Annotated in this window: 13 protein-coding genes; 5 read left to right on the top strand and 8 right to left on the bottom strand. The window is 72.1% G+C overall.

Annotation, left to right across the window (positions count from 1 at the left end; all coding sequences use genetic code 11):
• Position 1: 1 nt before the first annotated feature.
• The gene (locus ACQEWB_RS07110; protein WP_432828192.1) at positions 2-535 is read right to left on the bottom strand and encodes a gamma carbonic anhydrase family protein; all 534 of its coding nucleotides are present in this window, start codon (positions 533-535) and stop codon (positions 2-4) included.
• 157 nt (positions 536-692) lie between these two features.
• On the opposite strand from ACQEWB_RS07110, the gene ACQEWB_RS07105 reads away from it, so the two are divergent.
• Both ACQEWB_RS07105 and ACQEWB_RS07100 read left to right on the top strand, forming a co-directional pair.
• Complete coding sequence (locus tag ACQEWB_RS07105) at positions 693-1,535, top strand: YhjD/YihY/BrkB family envelope integrity protein (RefSeq protein ID WP_432828190.1); 843 nt, start codon at positions 693-695, stop codon at positions 1,533-1,535.
• A 95-nt stretch (positions 1,536-1,630) separates the two neighbouring features.
• A complete protein-coding gene (locus ACQEWB_RS07100) occupies positions 1,631-2,956 on the top strand; it encodes a diacylglycerol/lipid kinase family protein (protein WP_432828188.1) in 1,326 nt (441 codons plus the stop codon).
• A gap of 2 nt (positions 2,957-2,958) precedes the next feature.
• Here ACQEWB_RS07100 and ACQEWB_RS07095 read toward each other — a convergent pair whose 3' ends face one another.
• The gene (locus ACQEWB_RS07095; protein ID WP_432828186.1) at positions 2,959-3,420 is read right to left on the bottom strand and encodes a DUF7144 family membrane protein; all 462 of its coding nucleotides are present in this window, start codon (positions 3,418-3,420) and stop codon (positions 2,959-2,961) included.
• Positions 3,421-3,730: 310 nt separating this feature from the next.
• Here ACQEWB_RS07095 and ACQEWB_RS07090 point away from each other — a divergent pair, with 310 nt between their 5' ends.
• Positions 3,731-4,207 (top strand): LuxR C-terminal-related transcriptional regulator, encoded by a 477-nt coding sequence (locus tag ACQEWB_RS07090; RefSeq protein ID WP_432828184.1) that lies wholly within the window; start codon positions 3,731-3,733, stop codon positions 4,205-4,207.
• 25 nt (positions 4,208-4,232) lie between these two features.
• Here the strand turns inward: ACQEWB_RS07090 and ACQEWB_RS07085 are convergent, their stop codons facing one another.
• The 3 genes from ACQEWB_RS07085 to ACQEWB_RS07075 all read right to left on the bottom strand — a co-directional run bounded on the left by ACQEWB_RS07085 (position 4,233) and on the right by ACQEWB_RS07075 (position 7,817).
• Complete coding sequence (locus ACQEWB_RS07085) at positions 4,233-6,635, bottom strand: LuxR C-terminal-related transcriptional regulator (protein ID WP_432828183.1); 2,403 nt, start codon at positions 6,633-6,635, stop codon at positions 4,233-4,235.
• Between the two features lie 145 nt (positions 6,636-6,780).
• A complete protein-coding gene (locus ACQEWB_RS07080) occupies positions 6,781-7,263 on the bottom strand; it encodes a DUF1269 domain-containing protein (protein ID WP_432828181.1) in 483 nt (160 codons plus the stop codon).
• The gene (locus tag ACQEWB_RS07075) at positions 7,263-7,817 is read right to left on the bottom strand and encodes a DUF1269 domain-containing protein (protein ID WP_432828179.1); all 555 of its coding nucleotides are present in this window, start codon (positions 7,815-7,817) and stop codon (positions 7,263-7,265) included. The genes ACQEWB_RS07080 and ACQEWB_RS07075 overlap by 1 nt, the downstream gene beginning before the upstream one ends.
• Positions 7,818-8,182: 365 nt before the next feature.
• Between ACQEWB_RS07075 and ACQEWB_RS07070 the strand changes: the two genes are divergently transcribed.
• Positions 8,183-10,891: an MGH1-like glycoside hydrolase domain-containing protein gene (locus tag ACQEWB_RS07070; RefSeq protein ID WP_432828177.1), complete on the top strand. Its 2,709-nt coding sequence runs from the start codon at positions 8,183-8,185 to the stop codon at positions 10,889-10,891.
• Entirely contained in the window at positions 10,888-12,372 is a 1,485-nt protein-coding gene (locus tag ACQEWB_RS07065) for an alpha-amylase (RefSeq protein WP_432828175.1), read from the top strand. Before ACQEWB_RS07070 ends, ACQEWB_RS07065 begins: the two co-directional genes overlap by 4 nt.
• Here ACQEWB_RS07065 and ACQEWB_RS07060 read toward each other — a convergent pair.
• From ACQEWB_RS07060 to ACQEWB_RS07050, 3 genes are read right to left on the bottom strand one after another with little or no spacing between them, the layout of a single operon-like run.
• A complete protein-coding gene (locus ACQEWB_RS07060; protein WP_432828173.1) occupies positions 12,369-14,132 on the bottom strand; it encodes a SulP family inorganic anion transporter in 1,764 nt (587 codons plus the stop codon). The genes ACQEWB_RS07065 and ACQEWB_RS07060 overlap by 4 nt on opposite strands.
• A gap of 28 nt (positions 14,133-14,160) precedes the next feature.
• Entirely contained in the window at positions 14,161-16,893 is a 2,733-nt protein-coding gene (locus ACQEWB_RS07055; RefSeq protein ID WP_432828171.1) for a cation-translocating P-type ATPase, read from the bottom strand.
• Positions 16,890-17,855: a polyphosphate kinase 2 family protein gene (locus ACQEWB_RS07050; protein WP_432828169.1), complete on the bottom strand. Its 966-nt coding sequence runs from the start codon at positions 17,853-17,855 to the stop codon at positions 16,890-16,892. The genes ACQEWB_RS07055 and ACQEWB_RS07050 overlap by 4 nt, the downstream gene beginning before the upstream one ends.
• Positions 17,856-17,871: the final 16 nt, after the last annotated feature.

The raw sequence follows: 17,871 nt of genomic DNA, 5'->3' as shown, positions 1-17,871 counted from the left end.
GCTACGGCTTCTCGTACAGCTCGTCATGCTGCTGCGCCAACTCCGCGTAGAACGTTCCGTTCAGGGTCACGCCCTGTCGCTCCTCCTCCGTCAGCTCCCGCCGCACCTTGGCCGGTACCCCCGCCACCAGCGACCCCGGCGGCACCTGCATCCCCTGCGGTACCAGGGCCTGGGCGGCGATCAGTGAGCCCGCGCCGATCACCGCGCCGTTGAGGACCGTCGCGCCCATGCCGATCAGGCAGTCGTCGCCGACCGTCGCCCCGTGCACCACCGCGTTGTGGCCCACCGACACCCGCTCACCGATGCTGACCGGGAAACCGGGGTCGGCGTGCAGCGTGCAGTTGTCCTGGATGTTGGCCTGTGCGCCCACGGAGATGCGTTCGACGTCGCCGCGCAGTACCGCGCCGTACCAGACGCTCGCCCCCGCCGCGAGCGTCACGTCGCCGATCACCGAGGACGTGGGGGCCACGAAGGCCTCCGCGTCGATCTTGGGTTCCCTGCCGCCGATGCCCGTGATCAGCGCCTTGTGCGTCATCGACCTCTCCTCGCCGTCGGTTCACCACGCACCGTAGGCGATACACCGCCCGAGCCGCGCGCCGGGGCCCGCGTCACCCTCTGCGGGCGAAGCACGTCGGGCGGGCGGCGGGAGAAAGTGACGGAGCGACAGGCTTCCGCGGTCCGAGGAGGCGGTCATGGCGTTGCCGAGTCTCGCCAGGTCCCCGGCCGTGGGTAAGTCGCTGGCCGCCGGCAGATCCCTGGCCGTCCGCATCGGACGTCAGCTGGTTGGCGTGGGCTTCCTCGACATGGCGACCCGGCTGGCCGCCCAGGCGTTCCTCACCGCGCTGCCGCTGCTCTTCGTGATCGCCTCCTTCTCCCCGGCCGCGCTCCGGGACGAGCTGCGGCGGACGATACGGCTGCTGGTCGGCACCTCCGGCCCGGTCCTCGCGCAGGTCGACGGGGTCTACGCGGGCGGCGGCCAGGCGCGCGAGACCTGGGGCGCGGTCGGTGTAGTGGTCGCGCTGGTGTCCGCCACGGCGTTCAGCCGGGCGCTCCAGCGGCTGTGCGAGCGCGCCTGGCATCTGCCGAAGTCCGGGCTGCGCAGTGTGGTGTGGCGGTGGGGCGCCTGGCTGATCGTGTGGATCGTGGCCCTGCTGTTCCAGGGTGTGGTGCGTGACGGGTTCGGCGTGGGGCCCGTGCTCGGGGTGCCGCTCCAGCTGGTCGGGGCGTGTCTCCTGTGGTGGTGGACGCAGCATCTGCTGCTCGTCGGGAGGGTGGGCTGGCTGCCGCTTCTGCCCGGCGCGCTGCTCACCGGCCTCGGGGTCGTTCTGTTCTCCGCGGTCTCCGGGCTGTGGCTGCCGCGCTCACTGCGGGTGAGCGTCGATCGGTACGGGCCGCTCGGCTCCGTGTTCACCCTGCTGTCCTGGCTGATCTTCTTCTTCGCGACCGTCGTCGTGGGCATCGCGGTGGGATACGTCGTCGCCCACGTCGACGCGATCGGACGCCGGCTGGGCGTCACGCCACCGCCCGCCGGCTGAGACCCCGCCGCATCGCCTCCGGCGACATGGTGTCGGCCCGCGGATCGCCTGCCAGGGGTGATGCGGTCCGGCGGGGCGGGACCGAAGGTGGCGCCATGGAATCCACGACGCCGCAGCAGCGGTGGCTGGCCCGCGCGTCGCTGGCGTCCGCCGCCGCGTCCGTGCTGGTCCTGGCCGTCTTCGCCGGCCTCAGGACCATCGCCCTGGTGGGCGTCGGACTGGCCGGCACGGCGATCACCGCGGCGGCCGTGTGGTGGGCGCTGACCCGGCGGCGTCTGACGCGGGTGCTCGCCCTGCTGCTGGCCGTCGCCGCACCCGTGTGGGTTCTGGTGACGTACACCGGTGCCCGGCTGGCCTGGGTCGTGATCGTGGCCGCCGCTCTGTGGCTGCTCGCGGTCGGCGCGGGGCGGCGCGCTCTCGTCCCCGCGGACCGGCCCGCCGCGATGCCCGAGCGGCCCGGGCCACCGGTCCGCCACCCCGTCCTGATCATGAACCCGCGGTCGGGCGGCGGAAAGGTCGAGCGGTTCCGGCTGCGGGAGCGGGCACAGGAGCTGGGCGCCCAGGTACGTCTGCTGGAAGGCCCGGGACAGACCGACGTGGCCGAACTCGCGCGCAAGGCGGTCGCGGAGGGCGCCGACCTGCTCGGGGTCGCCGGCGGCGACGGCACCCAGGCGCTGGTGGCCGAGGTCGCCGCCGCTCACGGCCTGCCGTTCCTCGTCATCCCGGCCGGCACCCGCAACCACTTCGCCCTCGACCTGGGCCTGGACCGCGAGGACCCGTCGCGGGCCCTGGACGCCCTGCGTGACGGCGTCGAACTCCGCGTCGACCTCGGCCTCGCCGGCGGCCGCACCTTCGTCAACAACGTCTCCTTCGGCGCCTACGCCGAGGTGGTGCAGAGCCCGGCATACCGCGACGGCAAGACCCGCACCACGCTCGACCTCCTGCCCGACCTGCTGGTGGGCCACCAGGCCGCTCGGCTGACCGCGCACGCGGGGGAGACGACGTTCACCGAACCGCAGGCCCTGCTGGTCAGCAACAACCCCTACGGCACCGGCGACATCGCGGGCCTCGGCCGCCGCGCGCGGCTGGACGGCGGCGAGCTGGGCGCCGTCGGCGTCGACGTGACGTCCGCCGCGCAGGCCGCGGGTCTGCTGCGCGGCGGACGTGCCGCCGGGCTGACCGTGGCGACGGCGACGTCGGTCGTGGTCGACGCGGACCGGGCGTCGATCCCGGCGGGCGTCGACGGCGAGGCACTGACGCTGCCCGTGCCCGTGCGCTGCGAGATACGGCCGCGGGCACTGCGGGTGCTGGTCCCGCGGCACCGCCCGGGTCTGCGCCCGACGCGGCCCCCGCTGGACCGGCGCGGGCTCTCCCGGCTGGGTCACCTGGCCGTCGGCCGGGGTGGCCGGGCGCATCCGTAGCCCTACATCGGTGCGCCGTAGGCCTTGTGGGCCTGGGCGCGGCCGTAGGTGGCCAGGGACCAGATGACCAGTACGTCGAGTCCGATGATGAGCACCGCCCAGATCGGGTAGTACGGCGTGAAGAGGAAGTTCTCCAGCGCGCTGAGCGCGGCGACGGTGATGCCGACGACCCGTGCCCAAGTCTTCCCGCTGAACAGGGTGAAGGCCGCGGCCAGGATGACGACGCCGGAGCCCAGCTGGACCCAGCCCCACGCGTTCACGTCGTAGTCGTACGGGTAGTCCCGCACCCGCTTGTAGAAGTCGTCGTCGATGATCGCGGCCAGGCCGACGACCGCGTGGTACAGGCCGACCAGGAACAACATGCACACGGCGAACACGACCCCGCCGAGCATCAGTGGCGTGATCCGCGGCTCCGGTGCGGAGCCGCCGTACCGGGTCTGTTCTGCCGATGTCCGCTCCGCCATGTCGGGCACCTCCTCCTCGGGGGACAAGGAGCATCCTGCGGGCGGCGCACCGGGGGTTCACCCGCGATGGATGACTCCGGGCGGGCCCGGAGCCCGCGAGGACCTCGGCCTTCGGACTCGAACCGGTCGAGGTACGCCGGTTGTCGGGTGGGCGTGGTGGTGCGTTCGGCCCTGTCCCGGTCGGCGGACGTAGACACTCTTCGGGCATATTTGCCGGTTCCGTGACCAGAAGGCCGTAAGGCCCCTTCCGGCCCGGGCGTCCGGCAAGCACCGTTGGTATGTACCGCCGACCTCGAAGGAGGTGAGGGACATGCCTGCGATGCTGAGCGGCGAGCGGCGGGAAACGGCCTCCCGGCGGGCGGACGCCCGGCGGGTGTCCGTACTGCGCGGGCGGTTGCGTGCCCTCGGGGAGGACGAGCCCGGGGCGGAGACCGTGGTGGCGACCTGTCTGGTGTGGGTCGCCGACACGCTGGTCGACATAGCGGCCGCCATGGGCGACCCGCGCAGCGCGGGGGTGCTGGTGGACGAGGCGTCGGCCGTGCTGGCCGTGCTGCCCCGGGACGGCCGGGACCTGCCGGAGCCCGTGGTACCTGCCGAAGCCCTGACGGAACGTGAGCACGCGGTCCTGGTGCGGCTCCAGGCGGACGTGCCGCTCCGGCAGATCGGAACGGACCTCTTCATCTCCCACAACACGGTGAAGAGCCATGCGCGCGCGGTGTACCGCAAACTCGGTGTCTCCTCGCGCACCCAGGCCCTCGACCGGGCGCGGCAACTGCGGCTCCTGTGACCCCGGGAGCCGGTCAGGAGGAACCTCAGAGCAGTTCGAGCTCGCGGGCTCGCCGTACCGCGGCCGACCTCCGCGTCACGGCGAGCTTCCGGTAGACGCTCTTGAGATGCGTCTTGACGGTGTTGACCGACAGATACAGCTCGGCCGCGATCTCCTCCGTGGTCATCATCTGGGCCAGCCGCTGGAGCACGTCCTGTTCGCGGGCGCTGAGCGCGTCGACGAGCAGCGGGTCGTCCTCCCGCCGGTCCTCCGATGCGGCCGTACCGTCCTCGGACCGCGGCAGCCGCAGCGCGTGGGCCCGGATCGCGCCGACCGAGGCGGCGCACGCCTGTCGCACCGGCCGGCGCAGACCCTCGGCGAGCCAGTCGGCGGTGTCGGGGATGGCCTCCACGGTCCCGGGCGGGGGCGGAGTGCCGCTCTCCATCGCGGTGACGAGCTGGGCCACGAGGGATCCGATCCCGGCGACGAACGGGTCGGAGTTGGTGCGCAGCGCGGCGTGCGCCCGGGCGAGTTCGGTGCGGGCCCGGTCCGACTCCAGCCGGGCCATGCCGACCCAGGCCCGTACGACGTGCAGCGCCGCCCGGGACTGGTCCTCCGGCAGACCGGTCGGCCGGGGTGGCCGCTGGGCGTGCCCGGCGAGTTCGTCCGCGGCCCGGAAGTGCCCGCGCAGCACTTCGAGGAGCGCCAGTTCGGCGAGGCAGTCGCGGCGCAGCGCCTCGTTGTCGGCGGCCCCCGCGGCCTTCAGCCCCGCGGTCAGGGAGGCCTCGGCGGCCTTGAGACCGCCCTCCCGCAGTTCCGCGCGGCCCCGGATGGACAGGGCCAGCGCCTTCAGCTCGGGCCGGTCCGCCAGCAGGGTGCGCGGCACATGGGCGAACAGCCCCTCGGTGTCGGCCGCGGCGGCCCGCGCGGCCGGTGGGTCGCAGCACCGGTCCTTCGTCATCCGGACGACCGCGTGGGACAGCCGGCAGCGGGTCGCCCGTTCGGTCTCCTCCCCGGGCAGCTGCGTCAGCAGCCGGTCGGCGAGCTCCAGGGCCCGGACGCAGGCCGGCTGCTCGCCGCGCCGCAGGGCGGCCGCCGCGGCGACGAGCGCGGTCTCCGGGTCGACGGACTGCCCGGGCAGGTCCCCCAGATCGGCCGGCGCCAGCCGGACCAGTTCGCTCGGCAGCCGGGCGTCGGTGAGGGCGAGGACCTGTCCGATGGCCAGCTGGTGCACGACCAGCCGGCTGGCCTGGCACCAGTCGCCCGCGGTGAGCGCGTGCCGTACCGCCTCGGCGAGCAGCCCGTGTTCGCCCAGCCAGGCGGCCGCCCGGCTGTGCAGACGGGGGACCAGGCCGGGTGTCTCGTGCCGCAGGCGGACCCGCAGCACGTCGGCGAACATCCGGTGGTAGCGGTACCAGCCGTTGCCCACGTACTGGAGGAAGGAGTTGTGCCCGACGAGCGCGGAGAAGTGCGCCCCGGCCTCCTCGCCCGCGAGTTCGGTGGCCAGCTCGGCGTTGAGGTGCTCCAGGACGCTGGTCGACAGCAGCAGCCTGCGCATGGCCGGGCTGCGTCCGTCCAGCATCTCCTCCACCAGGTAGCCGACCACTGCCTCGTCGTCGCCGGCGAACTGTGCCACGAACTTCTCCGGATGCGGGTGCTGTTGCATCGACATGGCCGCGAGGCGCAGGCCGGCCGCCCATCCGTCGGCCCGGTCGCGCAGGGTGCTCACCACCTGCCGGGGCACCTCGACGCCGTGCTGGGCCAGCAGTGCGGCCGTCTCCCGGTCGTCGAAGGCGAGGTCGGCGGTGCGCAGTTCGGTGAGTTCGCCGGCCAGCCGGTAGCGGTGCAGATGCAGCGGCGGGTCCCGGCGCGAGACCACGACCAGCCGCAGCGCGGGGGCCGCGTGCCGGAGCAGGGCGGCCGTGCCCAGGGCGACCGGCGAGCCGGTCTCCGGCTGGAAGTCGTCCAGCACCAGGACGACGGGGTCCGCGCGGCCGGCCAGCGCGGCGGCGAGGGAGGCCACCAGCAGGTGCCGCTCCTCGACGGCGGTGCCCGAGGCGAGCGGGCCGGTGCCGGGGCCGACGGCCGTGCGGCGCGGCACCTCCGAAGGACCGGGCAGCTCCACGCCCGCCTCGCGCAGGGCCGCGGACACCCGGGACCAGAAGACGTCGGGCTGCTCCTCCGAGCCGTCACAGGTGACCCAGGCCACCGGGCCGGGCGCGCCCCGGGTGTGTGCCCACTCCACGGCGACCGCGGACTTCCCGGCCCCGACCGGCCCCACCACCACGGTCAACGGCCCCAGCACGCCTCTGGAGAGACGGTCCGTCAGCCGGGGCCGTGGAACGAGCCACGTGGGCAGGGGTGGTGCCCCCACCCGGGCCGGGGGAGCGGCCGACGGGGCGGGGGCGCCCGTCCGGGGCGGCTGCTGCCGCTTTCTCCACTCGTCCATCGCCGGCTCCTCGCTCTCGGGGCTGGCTGGTGCACGTCAGACGAGTGTGGTCCCACCGGCGCGGGGCGCCCATGATGAACGCCCCATCTCACCCGGGTGAACTTGGTACAACGCTCATTTGTTCACGATGGGATCGTTCCGCCCGTCATGTCTGCAGAGCCGCCACGAGTTCCTCCTCACGGTCCTTCGTCAGTGATGTGCGCAGCACGGTGGGCTGGAACGGGCGCAGGGCGTCGCGCACCTTGTCGGGCGTCGTGCGCCGCACGAGCGCGAAGACCGCGGCCCGGCCCGGCTCCAGGGCGCCGGCGATCTCCTTGATGAACGCGTCGTTGATGCCGACGTCGGTGAGCTTGCCCGCGACCGCGCCGGTGGCGGCGCCGACCGCGGCCCCGAACACCGGCATCAGGAAGATCAGACCGAACAGGGTCCCCCACAGGGCGCCGCCGGCCGCGCCGCTCGCGGTGGGGCTGAACGACTGCCGTACATGGATCTTGCCGTCCTGGGTGCGCCAGGCGAGCGCCGCGTCCTCCAGGTCCAGGAGCTCCTGCCGGGACAGCTCCTTCGAGAGACGCAGCACGGCCTCTGCCTTCTCCTTGTCGGTGAAGCCGAGTACGACGAGATCGGTCATCAGGACCTCCTGCTGTTCCGGCCGGACTGCCGGCCTGGCTGGGTGTGTTCCTCGGCCACCTCGTCGAGGCGGGCCACGGCGAGGGCGAGTTCGGCGATCACGGCCTCCAGGGACTCCTCCGTGAGGAAGCCCTCCGCCACGGGCACGCCGCCCGCCTCGCGGATCGCCTCGCGCAGTTCCCTGGCCCAGGAGTGCTCCAGCAGTACGAATCCGGCCGCGGTGCCCGGGTCCAGCTCCTGGGCGAGCCCCCGGATCTCCTCCAGGGTGAGACCGAAGGCGTTCCCCTCGGGCAGGGACGGGAACACCGCCTCGGCCTCCCGCAGGGTCCGGCGCGGGATGCCGAGCAGCGCGGCCACGGTCTCGCCCATGCCCTCGGCCTGGTAGTCGGCGGTGACGAGGTCCCCGCCGGGCTCCTTCTGCACGAAGAGCAGGTCGAGCACGCGGACCTGGCCGCCGCGCTCCAGCGCTCCGAGCTCGTCGACGATCCTTCCCTCGAACTTGGCGTCCGGCCCGAACTCGACCGTCAGCAGCTGTACGGGCCCGATTCCGGCCATGGCCGCTCCTTCCACGTGATGCCGAGGTGATGGCACTCCATCCAGTCGCGCCTGCTCCGGCTCCGCGTCACCCACCGAAGGTGAGGGCCGCGCGACCGGTCGGCGCCACGGTGGGCCCGGAGGCGCGACCGGCACGAGTTCGGCCAACTTCAGCGGGCCGTCCCGGAGTTCGAGCGGTCCCTGGTGGGTCTGCCGGCCGGCTGCCGGTCGCGGCACGCCGCCACGGCGGACCAGGGACCACGTGGACGCACCGCACGTCACGCCGCCGGCCCGCGGCGCGGCCTCACCCGCGGCAGGTGAGGCACCTGCCGGGAGGCCCCCACAGACTGGCGCCGCCGGTTGGGCCTGCGACAGGGAGCGAGGCGATGAGCGCGCGGACGAGTGGTGGACGGATCGGCCCGCGGGGCGACGAAGGCGGGCGGTGGCGGCTGTGGGGGCCGTATCTGAGTGAGCGTCAGTGGGGTACGGTCCGCGAGGACTACAGCGACGGGGGCGACGCGTGGTCGTACTTCCCCCATGACCACGCGCGCTCCCGTGCCTACCGCTGGGGCGAGGACGGCCTGGGTGGCATCTGCGACGAGAAGCAGCGGCTGTGCCTGGCGCTCGCGCTGTGGAACGGGCGCGACCCGATCCTCAAGGAGCGCGCCTTCGGCCTCACCAACAGCGAGGGCAACCACGGCGAGGACGTCAAGGAGTACTACTTCTACCTCGACAGCACACCCAGCCACTCGTACCTGAAATACCTGTACAAGTACCCGCAGGCGGAGTTCCCCTACACCGACCTGGTGGCCGTCAACAGGTCCCGGACCAGGCAGGACTTCGAGTACGAGCTGCTCGACACCGGGATCTTCGACGACGACCGCTACTTCGACGTGACGGTGGAGTACGCCAAGGCGGCCGCCGACGACGTGCTGGCCCGCATCACCGTGGCCAACCGCGGCCCGGACGAGGCGACCGTGCACGTGCTGCCGACCCTGTGGTTCCGCAACACCTGGTCCTGGCACGAGAACGGCGCCGAGAAGCCGTTGCTGAGCGCGCCCGACGGCCCCGGCGGCACCACCGTCCTCCGTGCCGTGCACCCCGAACTGGGCAGCTACGACTGCCGGTTCGGGGCGTCCGTACCTCTGCTGTTCACCGAGAACGAGACGAACGACGAGCGGCTCTTCGGCAGGCCCAACGCCTCCCCGTACGTCAAGGACGGCATCGGCCGACACGTCGTGGACGGCGAGAGCGACGCCGTCAATCCCGCGCGGCAGGGCACCAAGGCCGCCGCGCACCACATCCTCACCATCCCCGCCGGCGGTTCGGAGACCGTGCGCCTGCGCCTCGGCCCCTCCGGCACCAAGCTGTCCCTCGCCCGCGGCTTCGACACGGTGTTCAAGGACCGCATCGCCGAAGCCGACGCGTTCTACCGGGAGTTGACCCCCAGGGGCGCGAGCGCGGACCGGGCCATGGTGCTGCGGCAGGCGCTCGCCGGAATGCTCTGGACCAAGCAGTACTACCTGTTCGACCTGGAGGCCTGGCTGAACTCGCACGGACTGGACCCGTGGAGCGTGCCGCGCCCCGGAGTGCGCAACCACGAGTGGTTCCACCTGGTCAGCGACGACATCGTCGCCATGCCGGACAAGTGGGAGTACCCCTGGTTCGCCGCCTGGGACCTCGCCTTCCACACCGTCGCACTGTCGGCCGTCGACATCTCCTTCGCCAAGGAACAGCTCGAACTGCTCCTCCAGGACGCCTACTTGCACCCCAACGGCCAGATCCCGGCGTACGAGTGGAACTTCGCGGACGTCAACCCGCCCGTGCACGCCTGGGCCGCCTACTTCGTCTACCTGATGGAGGAGCGCACCACCGGCCACGCCGACCACGCCTTCCTCGAACGCGCCTTCCAGAAGCTGCTGACGAACTTCACCTGGTGGGTCAACCGCAAGGACCCCGGCGGCCGCAACGTCTTCCAGGGCGGGTTCCTCGGCCTCGACAACATCGGTGTCTTCGACCGCAGCGCCCCGCTGCCCACCGGCGGCACCCTCGAACAGGCCGACGGCACCGCCTGGATGGCCCTGTACTGCCAGTCCATGCTCCAGATCGCCGTCGAACTCGTCGAGCACAACCCCGCGTACGAGGAACTGGTCCTCAAGTTCGTCGAGCACTACCTGTGGATCGCCGCCTCCATGGACCGCGTCGGCGACCTGGGCGACGAACTGTGGGACGAGGAGGACGGCTTCTACTACGACGTCCTGCGGCTGCCCGACGGACAGGCCGTACGGCTGAAGGTCCGCTCGATGGTCGGTCTGCTGCCGCTGTGCGCGGCCACCGTCTTCCGCCCGGAGCAACTCGCCAGGGTGACGGGCCTGGGGGAGCGGCTGCGCCGCTTCGCGAACCGCCACCCCTCGCTCTCCGTGACACTCGCGTCGGCCCGGGCGGGCAGCGCGGGCGGTCCGCGGCTGCTGTCCGTCGTCGACGAGAAGAAGCTGCTCCGGGTCCTCGGACATCTCCTCTCCGAGGACGAGTTCCTCAGCCCCTACGGCATCCGCTCCCTCTCCCGCCACCACGCGGAGCACCCCTACAGCTTCTGGGTGCACGGCGAGGAGTTCCGGGTCGGCTATCTGCCCGCCGAGTCGGACACCGGGATGTTCGGCGGCAACTCCAACTGGCGGGGCCCGGTGTGGTTCCCGATGAACGCCCTCGTGATCCGGGCCCTGCTCAACCTCTACGGCTTCTACGGCGACGAGCTCACCGTCGAGTGCCCGACCGGGTCCGGCACCCGGCTGACCCTGTTCGAGGTGGCCCGGGAGATCTCCGACCGGCTGACCCGGCTCTTCCTGCGCGACGAGAACGGGCGCCGGCCCGTCTACGGCGGCGGGCGCAAGTTCCAGGAGGACCCGCACTGGCGGGACCTGATCTCCTTCCACGAGTACTTCCACGGCGACAACGGCGCCGGCATCGGGGCGGCCCACCAGACCGGCTGGACCGGCCTGGTCGCGCCCCTGATGACGCTCTTCGGCACCCTCGGCCCCGGCGACTTCCGCGCCGACCCCGCCCGGAGCGACCCCCTCAGGAGGACGCAGCGATGACCGGTGAGCTACCCGTCCAGCCCGTCGTCCACGAGGTGAACACCCGTGTCTGGCTGCGTGAGATCGCGGCCCGCACCGGGCGCATCACGGGCCTCAGGGACGTACCGAAGGACGCCTGGGACGAGATCACCCCGCACGGCGTCGACGCCGTCTGGCTGATGGGCGTGTGGGAGCGCAGCCCCGAGGGGCGTGCCATCGCGCTGCGCGACCCGGCCCTGTGCGAGGCCTTCACCGACGCCGTCCCGGACATCCGGGAGGAGGAGATCGCCGGGTCGCCGTACTGCATCCGCCGCTACGAGGTCGACGCCAGCCTCGGCGGGGCCGCCGGGCTGGCCGGGGCGCGCGCCGAACTCGACCGGCGGGGCGTGGGCCTGCTGCTCGACCACGTCCCGAACCATGTCGCGCCGGACAACCCGTGGACCTGGGAGCACCCCGAGTACTTCGTGCGGGGCGACGACGAGGACGCCCGCCGCGACCCGGCCGCCTTCCTGACGGTGGCCGGCAACGTCCTCGCGCGCGGACGCGACCCCTTCTTCCCGCCGTGGCCGGACGTCGTCCAGCTCAACGCCTTCGCGCCCGCGCTGCGCGAGGCCACGGCGGGCGTGCTGGGACACATCGGGGACGTGTGCGACGGGGTCCGCTGCGACATGGCGATGCTGCTGACCAACGACGTCTTCGAACGCACCTGGGCGGGCCTCGCGGGACCGCGCCCGCAGGAGGAGTTCTGGCCGACGGTCCTCGCCGCCGTGCGCGTCCGGCACCCCGCCATGACCTTCGTCGCGGAGGCGTACTGGGACCTCGAATGGGTTCTCCAGCAGCAGGGGTTCGACTTCTGCTACGACAAGCGGCTCTACGACCGGGTGCTGACCGAGAGCCCCGAAGCGGTCCGGCAGCATCTGCTCGCGGACGAGGCCTACCAGCGGCGGCTCGTACGGTTCCTGGAGAACCACGACGAGCCGCGGGCCGCGTACACCATGACCCCGGCCAAGGAACGGGCCGCGGCCGTCCTGATCGCCACCCTGCCCGGGGCCACGCTGTGGCACGAGGGGCAGTTCACCGGCCGCCGTACCCGACTGCCCGTCTTCCTGGACCGGCGCCCGGACGAACCGGCGGACGCCGGACTGCGGGCGTTCCACGAGCGGTTGCTGGCCGCGGTGCACCGCAGCGGGATGCGCGGCGGGCGGTGGCGGCTGCTCGACTGCACGGGCTGGCCGGACAACGCCACCCATCGCAACCTGGTCGCCTCCGGCTGGGTGGGCCCCGCCGGACGCTTCGTGGCCGTCGTCAACCTCTCCGACGCCCCGGCGCAGGGCAGGGTCCGGCTCCCCTGGCCCGAACTGGCCACCGCCACCTGGACGTTGACCGGTCTGCTGGACGGCACCCGCTACCCGCGGGAGGGCGACGAGCTGATCGATCCCGGTCTGTTCGTCGACCTGGAGCCGTGGGGCACACACGTGCTGTCGATCGGGTCGAACGGTTAGCCGGGCGGCGGCTGTTCGCCCGCCGCCCCCGCCGGTACCCCTGCCACCGTCGTCCACTCGGCGCCCGTCCGCTCGCGGTACGCGGCCACCGCCGCCTCCACGGTCGGGAAGAAGTGGCCGGGATCGATGGTGCGGGTCAGCTCGTAGCGCTCGATCTTGCGCCGGACCGGGTCCTTCAGCTCGGCGAACACCAGGCTGATGCCCTGCTCGTTGAGGGCCTCGTCCAGCTCCTCCAGCTCGTCGGCGGCGGTGGTGTCCACGTCGGTGATCGGCTCGGCCGCGAGCAGTACCCACCGGGGGCGCGGCTCGACCCGGGTCAGCCGCATGAGCTCGTTGCGGAAGGCCTTGGCGTTGGCGAAGAACAGCGGCCCGTCGAAGCGGTGGATCACCAGGCCCGGCAGCTGCTCGGCATCGGGGTAGGAGCGTATGTCGTGGTAGCCCGGCAACCCCGGCACCCGGCCCAGCATGGTGTTGTACGGCCACCAGGCCCGGCGGAAGACGTTGAGGATCGACAGGCCGACGGCGATCGCGATCCCCGGCAGCACGCCGAGCAGCGCCACTCCGAGGAAGGCCGAGACCGACAGCAGGAACTCCGCCCTGCGCTGCTTCCACAGCCGTGCCGTCCCGGCGAGGTCGGCCAGGGACAGCGAGGCCGTGATGACGACGGCGGCGAGTGCGGGCTGCGGCAGGTTGCGGAACAGCCCCGGCAGCAGTACCAGCATCAGGATGATCAGCCCGGCGCCGACGACCCCGGTGAGCTGGCTCCTGGCGCCCGCCCGTTCGGCCACCGCCGTCCGTGACCCGCTGGTGCTGACGGGGAACCCCTGGAACAGCCCGGCCGCCAGGTTGGCCGCGCCGATCGCGGTCATCTCCTCGTTGCCGCGCACCTGTTGGCCGCTGCGGGAGGCGAAGGCCGAGGCGTTGGAGATGGTGTCGGCCAGGGACACCAGGGCGATGCCCAGCGCCCCGGCGGTCAGTGGCCCCAGGTCGTCCAGGCGGACGTGGGGGAGCGTGAACGGCGGGAACCCCCGGGGGAGTTCGCCGACCAGGCTCACCCCGTGCCGGCCCAGGTCGAAGACCGAGGTCGCGCCGATCGCCAGGACCACCATGACGAGGACCGCCGGCACCTTCGGGAGCCACCGCTGAAGCACGAGGATCAGCACGATCCCCGTGCAGCCCACGGCGACCGCGGCGGGCACCGCCTTCCCGTCGGCGAGTCCCCGCACGAAGGCGTCGAACTCCGCGACGAGCCCGTCGGCGTCCGTCTTGAAGCCGAACAGCTTCGGCAGCTGGCCGATCAGGATCGTCAGGGCCAGCCCGTTCATGTAGCCGATCATGGTCGGCTTGGAGATGAGGTCGGCGATGAAGCCGAGCCGGCACACCCCGGCCAGGACCGTGATCGCGCCGACCATCAGCGACAGCATCGAGGCCAGCGCCACCGCGCGTCCGCTGTCCCCGCCGGACGCGATCAGCGGCAGGACCGTCGCCGCGATCATCGGGCCCAGCGAGGAGTCCGGGCCGAGCACCAGGATCCGCGAAGGGCCGAAGACCGCGTAGGCGAGGAGGCAGAGCACGGACGTGTACAGGCCGGTGATCGCGGGCAGGCCCGCGAGTTCGGCGTAGGCCATGCCCTGCGGGACGAGCAGCGTGGTCAGGACGATGCCGGCGACGACGTCCTTGACCAGCCACTCGCGCCGGTAGGCAAGAAGCGTGCCCAGCCCCGGCGGGACGAAGCGGCCGGTCGAGTCGTCACCTCGCATCGCGGTCCCTCCGTCGTGATACGGCGGTTCAGCCCTGTGGGACGGGAGCGGGCCCCGTGCGTCCGCGGGCCACCGCCTTGCCCGCCTCCCACAGCCCGAGCAGGGCCAGGGCGGGCAGCAGCGCCCAGCCGAACTGCCCCACGGTCAGCGGAGTCGTGCCGAGCAGCCGGTTGAAGACGTCCGTCTGGGTCGCCAGCACGGCGAGCACGAACTCGCCGAACACCGCCCGGTTCATCTGCTTGCTGTCGAAGGCCGAGGCCGTCAGGACCGTCTCCGTCTCGCTGCGGCACTCCAGGGCGGCCACGATCAGACAGAGCGCGAACGAGGTGAAGGCGATCGAGTTGCCGATCTCCGTACTGTCGAAGCGCGCCTCGCCCAGCTTGATCATCGACAGCAGGCCGATCGTGATCGCAAGACCCGCGAGCCCCACCGTCACCATGAGCCGGGTCGTCATGACCGGTTCGCCGCGCGGCCGTGGCCGGCGTCCCATCAGACCCGGACTGACCTGGTCGAAGCCCAGCGCGAAGCCGAAGGCCGCGTTGACGAAGAAGTGGATCCACAGCACCTGGGCCGGCGTGAACGGCTCGCCGTCCGCGATATTGAACAGGGTCGCGCCGAGGAAGGTCAGCACGAACACGACCAGCAGCACGAGCACGAAGCGGATGTACTTGGTGAGGTTGTCGTAGATCTTGCGGCCCTGCTCGACCGCGAAGACGATCGTGGCGAAGTTGTCGTCCGAGAGGATCAACCGTCCCGCGTTCTTGGCCACTTCGGTGCCCGAGCCCATGGCGATCCCGATGTCCGCCGCCTTGATGGCGGGGGCGTCGTTCACACCGTCCCCGGTCATCGCGACCACGTCCCCCTTCTGCTTGAGGGTGTCCGCGAGGAGCACCTTGTGCTCGGGGGCGACCCGGCCGATCACGCCGATGTCGTCGATCCGCGCCAGCCGCTCCTCCTCCGACAGGGCGGCGAAGTCCGAACCGAGGATCGCCTCGCCCTCGATGCCGACCTGCTCGGCGATCGCCGCACCGGTGATCACGTCGTCCCCGGTCACCATCCGCACCCGGATATGGGCGGCCTGGGCGCCGGCCACCGCCAGCCGGGACTCCTCGCGGGGCGGGTCCTCCATGCCGACCAGGCTCGTCACCTCCAGACCCTCGACGTACCCGAGCAGGTCCTCAGGGGTGAACTCGGCCGGGTCCAGATCGCGGGTGGCGGCGGCCATCACCCGGCGGCCCTCCCGCTCCATCCGCTCCATCTGCGCATGCGCCCGCTTGTCGAGATCGGCGTCCCAGGGGATCGCCGTACCCTCCGAGAGGGCTGTGGCGGCGCGCCCCATCACGGCGGGCGCGGCCCCCTTCACGAAGCAGCGCACGACCGGCCGGCCGCGCCCGTCGGTCGCCGAGTTGAAGGTGGCCATCAGCTTGTACGAGGGGTCGAAGGGCAGCGTGGCCAGCCGGGGGAACCGCTCGCGGGTCGCCCCCACGTCCAGGCCCGCCTTGTGGCCGAGCACCAGCAGGGCCCCTTCGGTGGGGTCGCCGACCACCCGGCCGTCCACCAACTCGGCGTCACTGGCCACCAGATAGGGCAGGATCGCGTCCTCGATGTCGGACGAGCGCCCGGCCGCGTGGTGCACCTTGCCCGCCAGGCCGTAGCCCGTCCCCGAGACGGTGTACCGGTCGAAGGCGTCCACGACCTCCACTGCCGTCATCTGGTTCAGCGTCAGCGTGCCGGTCTTGTCGGAGTTGATCGCCGAGGTGAAGCCCAGCGTCTCCACCGACGGCAGGTCCTTCACGATCGCGTGGTGCTTCGCCAGGTCCAGCCCGCCCAGCGAAAGGATCGTCTGCGTCACCGTGGGCAGCGCCTCGGGCACCGCCGCGATCGCCAGCGACACCGCGCTCACGAACAGCGCGTCCCATGCCTCGCCCCGGCTGCGCCCCAGCACGAACATCACGATCATCGTCAGTCCGGCCGCACCCGCGATCCACAGCGTCAGCCGGTCCAACTCGCGGGTCAGCGGCGACTGTTCGCGCTCGGTGGCCGACAACATCCCGGAGATCTTGCCGAGTTCGGTACCGGAACCCGTCGCCGTGACGATCATGGTGCCGCTGCCGTGGGTGACCGGCGTGTTCATGAACGCCGTGTTCGTACGGTCGCCGGGGCCCAGCCCTTCGCCCCGCAGTACCCCGGTGTCCTTCGCGGCGGGCGTGCTCTCGCCGGTCAGCGCCGACTCGTCGATCTGCAGCGCGCTCGCGGCGACGAGCCGGCCGTCGGCGGGCACGTCGTCGCCGGCCGTGATCAGGACGACATCACCGACGACGACCTGCTCCGCCGGGATCTCGCTCTCCGTCCCGTCCCGCCGTACCCGCGCGGTCGCCTTCATCATCGACTTCAGGGCGTTCATGGCGCTCTCCGCCTTGCCCTCCTGCCGGATGCCGATGACCGCGTTGAGCACGGTCAGCACCAGCAGGAGCACCGCGGTGGCCCACTCCTGGATCAGCAGCGACACGATCGCCGCGCCGACCAGGATGACCTGCATATAGCTGCGGTACTGGTCGAGCACCCGCCGCCAGGTCGGCTCGGGCTGCTCCTCGGGGAGGGCGTTGGGACCGTCCCGGTCCAGCCGCTCGGCGGCCTGCGCGGCGGTGAGCCCCGTGGCCGGGTCCACGCCGAGCGCCTTCGCCACCGCGTCGGGCGACTGCGCGTACCAGTGCCCGTCCGGTTCCGAGGTGCCGTACCGCCCGTCGGTCGAGGAGGTCATCCGTGCCTCCGTTCCTCGTCGGCCGCGACCGACGCCGCGTACGGATCGGCCTCGGCGCCGGGCGGTGCCGAGGCCACCAGCTCCTCCTTCACCACGAACAGTTCGTGCCGGGCCTTCTCGCCGACCTCCGGGTACTGCGGGTCGATGGAGATCAGCGTGTGGGCGAGCACAGCGGCCGCGGAGATGCGCGCGAACCACTTGTGGTCGGCGGGGATCACGTACCACGGCGCCCACTTGGTGCTGGTCGCGGAGAGCATGTGCGAGAAGGCCTCCTGGTAGTCGTCCCACCAGGAGCGCTCACGCGCGTCCGCCGCGGAGAACTTCCAGTTGCGCTCGGGTACGTCGATCCGCTTGAGGAAGCGGGTGCGCTGCTCCTCCTTGGAGAGGTTCAGGAACAGCTTCACGACCCGGAAGCCGTTGTCGTGCAGGTACCGCTCCCAGTCGTTGATCTCCCGGTAGCGGCGGCGCCACACGCCCTTGCGCTTCGCCGCGTCCGGCAGCCGCTGGCGGTCCAGGTGCTCGGGGTGCACCCGCACCACCAGGACCTCCTCGTAGTGCGAGCGGTTGAAGATGCCGATCTCACCGCGCCGGGGCAGTCGGCGGGCGTAGCGCCAGAGGAAGTCGTGGTCGAGTTCCTCACTGGAGGGCACCCGGAAGTTCGACACGTGCACGCCCTGCGGGTTCACCCCGCTCATCACATGCCGGATGGTGCCGTCCTTGCCGCCGGCGTCCAGTGCCTGGAGGCACATCAGCACGCCGTATCTGTTCTCGGCCGCAAGCCGCCGCTGGTAGTCGGCGAGCAGCGTGACCCCCGTCCGCAGCAGCTCCTGTCCGTCCTTCTTGCCTGCGATACCCGCCTTGAAGCCGGGGTCGAAGTCGGTGGACAGGTTCACCTTCGACCCCGGCCGCACCCGTAGTGGTGCGATGAACTCGGCGATCCGCTCGGCCCGTTCGTCCGTCATGCGTCCCGTCCCGGTC

The organism is Streptomyces sp. CA-249302 (assembly GCF_050936785.1).
GTDB lineage: Bacteria > Actinomycetota > Actinomycetes > Streptomycetales > Streptomycetaceae > Streptomyces.
The sequence above is the reverse complement of the archived record's forward strand: the minus strand, read 5'-3'. Positions and strand labels throughout refer to the sequence as shown.

Excerpts from the sequence above, each read along its gene's own strand:
- ACQEWB_RS07110 (WP_432828192.1), bottom strand. The coding sequence starts at position 535 with ATGACGCACAAGGCGCTGATCACGGGCATCGGCGGCAGGGAACCCAAG.
- ACQEWB_RS07055 (WP_432828171.1), bottom strand. The coding sequence starts at position 16,893 with ATGACCTCCTCGACCGACGGGCGGTACGGCACCTCGGAACCGGACGGG.
- ACQEWB_RS07080 (WP_432828181.1), bottom strand. The coding sequence starts at position 7,263 with ATGACCGATCTCGTCGTACTCGGCTTCACCGACAAGGAGAAGGCAGAG.
- ACQEWB_RS07095 (WP_432828186.1), bottom strand. The coding sequence starts at position 3,420 with ATGGCGGAGCGGACATCGGCAGAACAGACCCGGTACGGCGGCTCCGCA.
- ACQEWB_RS07085 (WP_432828183.1), bottom strand. The coding sequence starts at position 6,635 with ATGGACGAGTGGAGAAAGCGGCAGCAGCCGCCCCGGACGGGCGCCCCC.
- ACQEWB_RS07090 (WP_432828184.1), top strand. The coding sequence starts at position 3,731 with ATGCCTGCGATGCTGAGCGGCGAGCGGCGGGAAACGGCCTCCCGGCGG.
- ACQEWB_RS07060 (WP_432828173.1), bottom strand. The coding sequence starts at position 14,132 with ATGCGAGGTGACGACTCGACCGGCCGCTTCGTCCCGCCGGGGCTGGGC.
- ACQEWB_RS07050 (WP_432828169.1), bottom strand. The coding sequence starts at position 17,855 with ATGACGGACGAACGGGCCGAGCGGATCGCCGAGTTCATCGCACCACTA.
- ACQEWB_RS07105 (WP_432828190.1), top strand. The coding sequence starts at position 693 with ATGGCGTTGCCGAGTCTCGCCAGGTCCCCGGCCGTGGGTAAGTCGCTG.
- ACQEWB_RS07075 (WP_432828179.1), bottom strand. The coding sequence starts at position 7,817 with ATGGCCGGAATCGGGCCCGTACAGCTGCTGACGGTCGAGTTCGGGCCG.
- ACQEWB_RS07065 (WP_432828175.1), top strand. The coding sequence starts at position 10,888 with ATGACCGGTGAGCTACCCGTCCAGCCCGTCGTCCACGAGGTGAACACC.
- ACQEWB_RS07100 (WP_432828188.1), top strand. The coding sequence starts at position 1,631 with ATGGAATCCACGACGCCGCAGCAGCGGTGGCTGGCCCGCGCGTCGCTG.
- ACQEWB_RS07070 (WP_432828177.1), top strand. The coding sequence starts at position 8,183 with ATGAGCGCGCGGACGAGTGGTGGACGGATCGGCCCGCGGGGCGACGAA.